This window comes from Vannielia litorea, from assembly GCF_018424695.1.
GTDB lineage: Bacteria > Pseudomonadota > Alphaproteobacteria > Rhodobacterales > Rhodobacteraceae > Vannielia > Vannielia litorea_A.
Map to the genome: position 1 here is coordinate 1 of NZ_QTNQ01000162.1, position 3,668 is coordinate 3,668.

3 protein-coding genes are annotated in these 3,668 nt (G+C 69.7%); all 3 read left to right on the forward strand.

Annotated features, from left to right (window positions below):
- Nucleotides 1–22: 22 nt before the first annotated feature.
- Complete coding sequence (locus tag DYI42_RS23485; protein WP_213549494.1) at nucleotides 23–970, forward strand: ABC transporter permease; 948 nt, start codon at nucleotides 23–25, stop codon at nucleotides 968–970.
- 274 nt (nucleotides 971–1,244) lie between these two features.
- The gene (locus DYI42_RS23490; RefSeq protein ID WP_213549496.1) at nucleotides 1,245–2,066 is read left to right on the forward strand and encodes an ABC transporter permease; all 822 of its coding nucleotides are present in this window, start codon (nucleotides 1,245–1,247) and stop codon (nucleotides 2,064–2,066) included.
- Nucleotides 2,063–3,598: an ABC transporter ATP-binding protein gene (locus DYI42_RS23495; RefSeq protein ID WP_213549498.1), complete on the forward strand. Its 1,536-nt coding sequence runs from the start codon at nucleotides 2,063–2,065 to the stop codon at nucleotides 3,596–3,598. The genes DYI42_RS23490 and DYI42_RS23495 overlap by 4 nt, the downstream gene beginning before the upstream one ends.
- Nucleotides 3,599–3,668: the final 70 nt, after the last annotated feature.

Consider the following 3,668-nt stretch of genomic DNA (forward strand, 5'->3'; position numbering starts at 1 on the left):
ATCAATCCCCTAGCGTCGCCCCATGGCCCGCTACCTCGCCTCCCGCCTGATCTCCCTCGCGCTCTCGCTCGTCGCGGCCAGCGTGGTGATCTTCTTCATGCTCGAGGTGATCCCCGGCGATCCGGCGGCCTTCATGCTGGGGCTGAACGCCCAGCCAGAGACGGTGGCCGCCCTGCGCAGCGAACTCGGGCTCGATGGCACCACGCCGGAGCGCTACCTGCGCTGGATCACCGGGCTGATGCAGGGTGACATGGGCACCTCCTACACCTACCGCGTTCCGGTCGAAGGCCTCATCGCCGACCGCCTCGCCGTCTCCGCGCCACTGGCCGCCTATGCGCTGGTGCTCTCCACGCTCATCGCCATCCCTGTCGGGCTGGTGGCGGCCGCCTTCCGGGGCCGGGCGACGGATTACGGCATCATGGGGATCACACAGCTCGGCATCGCCGTGCCCAACTTCTGGTTCGGCATGCTGCTGGTGCTGGCCTTCGCCATCACCATTCCGCTCTTTCCCGCAGGCGGCTTTCCCGGCTGGGACGCGGGCCTCTGGCCGGGGCTGAAGGCGCTGACCCTGCCAGCGGTGGCGCTCGCCCTGCCGCAGGCCTCCATCCTCGCCCGCGTCATGCGCTCCGCGCTGATCGAGGTGCTGGGCCAGGATTTCATCCGCACCGCCCGCGCCAAGGGGCTGACCCGCGCCCAGGCCCTCACCCGCCACGCCCTGCGCAACGCGCTGGTGCCGGTGCTGACCATCCTCGGGCTGCAATTCTCCTTCCTGCTGGCGGGGGCGATCATCATCGAAAACGTCTTCTACCTCCCCGGCCTCGGCCGGCTGATCTTCCAGGCCATCACCCAGCGCGACCTCATCGTGGTCGAAAGCGCGGTGATGCTGCTGGTCTTCGCCGTCATCTGCGTGACCTTCCTGACCGACATCGCCTACGGGCTGGCGGACCCAAGGCTGAGGAGGCGGAGGTGAAGCCGCGCCCACCCCTCGCAACGCAAGCCGTGCAGCGCCGTCCCGCGGGGTGGCGCAAACAACAGAACTTCGGGTGCGCTTTATCGTCGAGTGGTCATTTGACCTCCGAGGTCAGCACCTACGTCACCCAAGCGCCGCCCCGTCCCGCCACAGGCGGGCCATCATTCGACGGCGCACCTACGGTGCGACGGGCGGGACGGCGCTGCACGGCGCCTTCGGCGCGCTCCGTGCGGGCACCCCGCACAACCAATTCTTTTACAGACCGGCACCCCGCATGAAACTCCCCACCCAACTCCTCATCGGCGCCACCCTCACGGCCGTCTTCCTCGCCGCCGCGCTGCTCTCCCTCGCCTGGACACCCCATTCCACCCTCGACCTCTCGATCGCCAACAAGCTCGCCGCCCCAAACGCCACCCACCTCCTCGGCACCGATCACCTCGGGCGCGATTTGCTCTCCATGCTGATGGCGGGCGCGCGCACCTCCATCGCCGTCGCGCTCGTCGCCGTCACCATCGGCCTCACCATCGGCGTGCCCCTCGGCCTCACCGCCGCCGCCGCCCGCGGCTCGCTGCTCGACGAACTCATCATGCGGGCGAACGACCTCACCTTCGCCTTCCCCTCCCTCGTCATCGCCATCCTCATCACCGCCACCTTCGGCCCCTCCGCGATCAACGCCATCCTCGCCATCGGCATCTTCAACATCCCCGTCTTCGCCCGCGTCGCGCGCGGCGCGGCGCTGGGCGTGTGGCAGCGCGAGTTCATCCTCGCCGCGCGCGTGGCAGGCAAATCCCGCGCCCGCATCTCCACCGAACATATCCTGCCCAACATCGCCAACCTGCTGGTGGTGCAGGCCACCATCCAGTTCTCGCTGGGCATCCTCGCCGAGGCAGGCCTCTCCTACGTCGGCCTCGGCGCACAACCGCCCACGCCAAGCTGGGGCCGGATGCTGGCCGACGCGCAAACCTTCTTCTACGGCACCCCGCGCCTCGCCATGCTGCCCGCCTTCTCCATCGTCGCCATGGTCCTCGGCCTCAACCTGATGGGTGACGGGCTGCGTGACATGCTCGACCCCCGCCTGCGCAGGGCCGTCCAATGATCGCGCTGCACGACCTCTCCCTCGCCATCCACGGCACTCCGATCCTGCGCGAGGTCTCCCTCACACTCGCCCCCGGCCAGATCCTCGGCCTCGTCGGCGAGTCCGGCTCCGGCAAGAGCATGACGGCGCTTTCCATCATGGGCCTGCTGCCCGAGGGGGCCGATACCACCGGCACCGCCTCCCTCGACGGCGAAGACCTGCGCCAAGCCCCCGAACGCCGCCTCTGCCAGATCCGCGGCAACGAGATCGGCATGATCTTCCAGGAGCCGATGACGGCGCTCAACCCAATGCAGCCCATCGGCGCACAGGTGGCGGAAACCCTGCGTATCCACGGCGCCGCCTCCCGCGCCGAGGCCGCCGCCATCGCCCGCGAAAAGCTCGACCGTGTCGGCCTCTCGGCCATCCCCGCTACCCGATATCCGCACGAGCTTTCCGGCGGCCAGCGCCAGCGCGTCTGCATCGCCATGGCCATCGCCCTGCGCCCCCGCCTGCTGATCGCCGACGAGCCGACCACCGCGCTCGACGTGACGACACAGGCCCAGATCCTCGACCTCCTGCGCGAGCTGGTGCGCGAGGAGGGCATGGCGCTGCTGCTCATCACCCACGATCTCGCCGTCGTGTCCGACATGGCCGACGAGATCGCGGTGATGAAATCGGGCGAGGTGGTGGAGCACGGCCCCTCGGCCCGGATCATCCGCCACCACCGCCACCCCTACACCGCCGCCCTGCTGGAAGCCTCCGCCCACCAGCCCGACAGGGCGGCCACCCGCATCGAAGACACACCGCTGCTCTCTGTGCAGGGGGCCATCCGTGAGTACCCCTCCCGAAACGGGCCCTTCCGCGCGGTGAACGGCGTCTCCTTCACCCTGAAACAAGGCGAAAGCCTCGGCCTCGTCGGCGAGAGCGGCTGCGGCAAGTCCACCCTCACCCGCGCCATCCTCGGCCTCGACCCGCTGCAAGGCGGCTCCATCGCGCTCGACGGCCAGCCGGTGACGCCCGCCATGGGCTTCGACCTGCGCCGCCGCCTTCAGGTCGTGTTCCAGGACCCCTACGGCAGCTTCAACCCGCGCCACCGCACGGCCCGCCTCATCGCCGAGCCCTTCCACCTCACCGGCAAACCGCCCGACCTGCCCGGGCGCATCGCCGAGGCCCTCACCGCCGTCGGCCTCTCCCCCGAAGACGCCCGGAAATACCCCCACGAGTTCTCCGGCGGCCAGCGCCAGCGCATCGCCATCGCCCGCGCCCTCATCACCCACCCCGAGCTTATCGTGCTGGATGAGGCGGTCTCGGCGCTCGACGTGCAGGTCCGCGCCCGCATCCTCGACCTGCTGGCCAAGCTCCAGGCGGAGCGCGGCCTCTCCTACCTTTTCATCAGCCACGACCTCTCGGTGGTGCGCAACGTGACCGACCGGGTGCTGGTGATGCAGGCAGGCGAGATCGTCGAGGAAGGCCCCACAAGCCAGGTCTTCACCGCCCCCGCACACCCCTACACGCAAGCCCTGATCGCCGCCGCCCCCGTGCTTGCCGCGTAGGGTGGCCAATCTGCCCACCGCCCGCCGGGGCAGCTCATCGGGCCCCTTCGGCCCCTCTTCGCATCTGCGA

Coding starts and splice junctions, on each gene's coding strand:
- DYI42_RS23485 (WP_213549494.1), top strand. CDS start 23: ATGGCCCGCTACCTCGCCTCCCGCCTGATCTCCCTCGCGCTCTCGCTC.
- DYI42_RS23490 (WP_213549496.1), top strand. CDS start 1,245: ATGAAACTCCCCACCCAACTCCTCATCGGCGCCACCCTCACGGCCGTC.
- DYI42_RS23495 (WP_213549498.1), top strand. CDS start 2,063: ATGATCGCGCTGCACGACCTCTCCCTCGCCATCCACGGCACTCCGATC.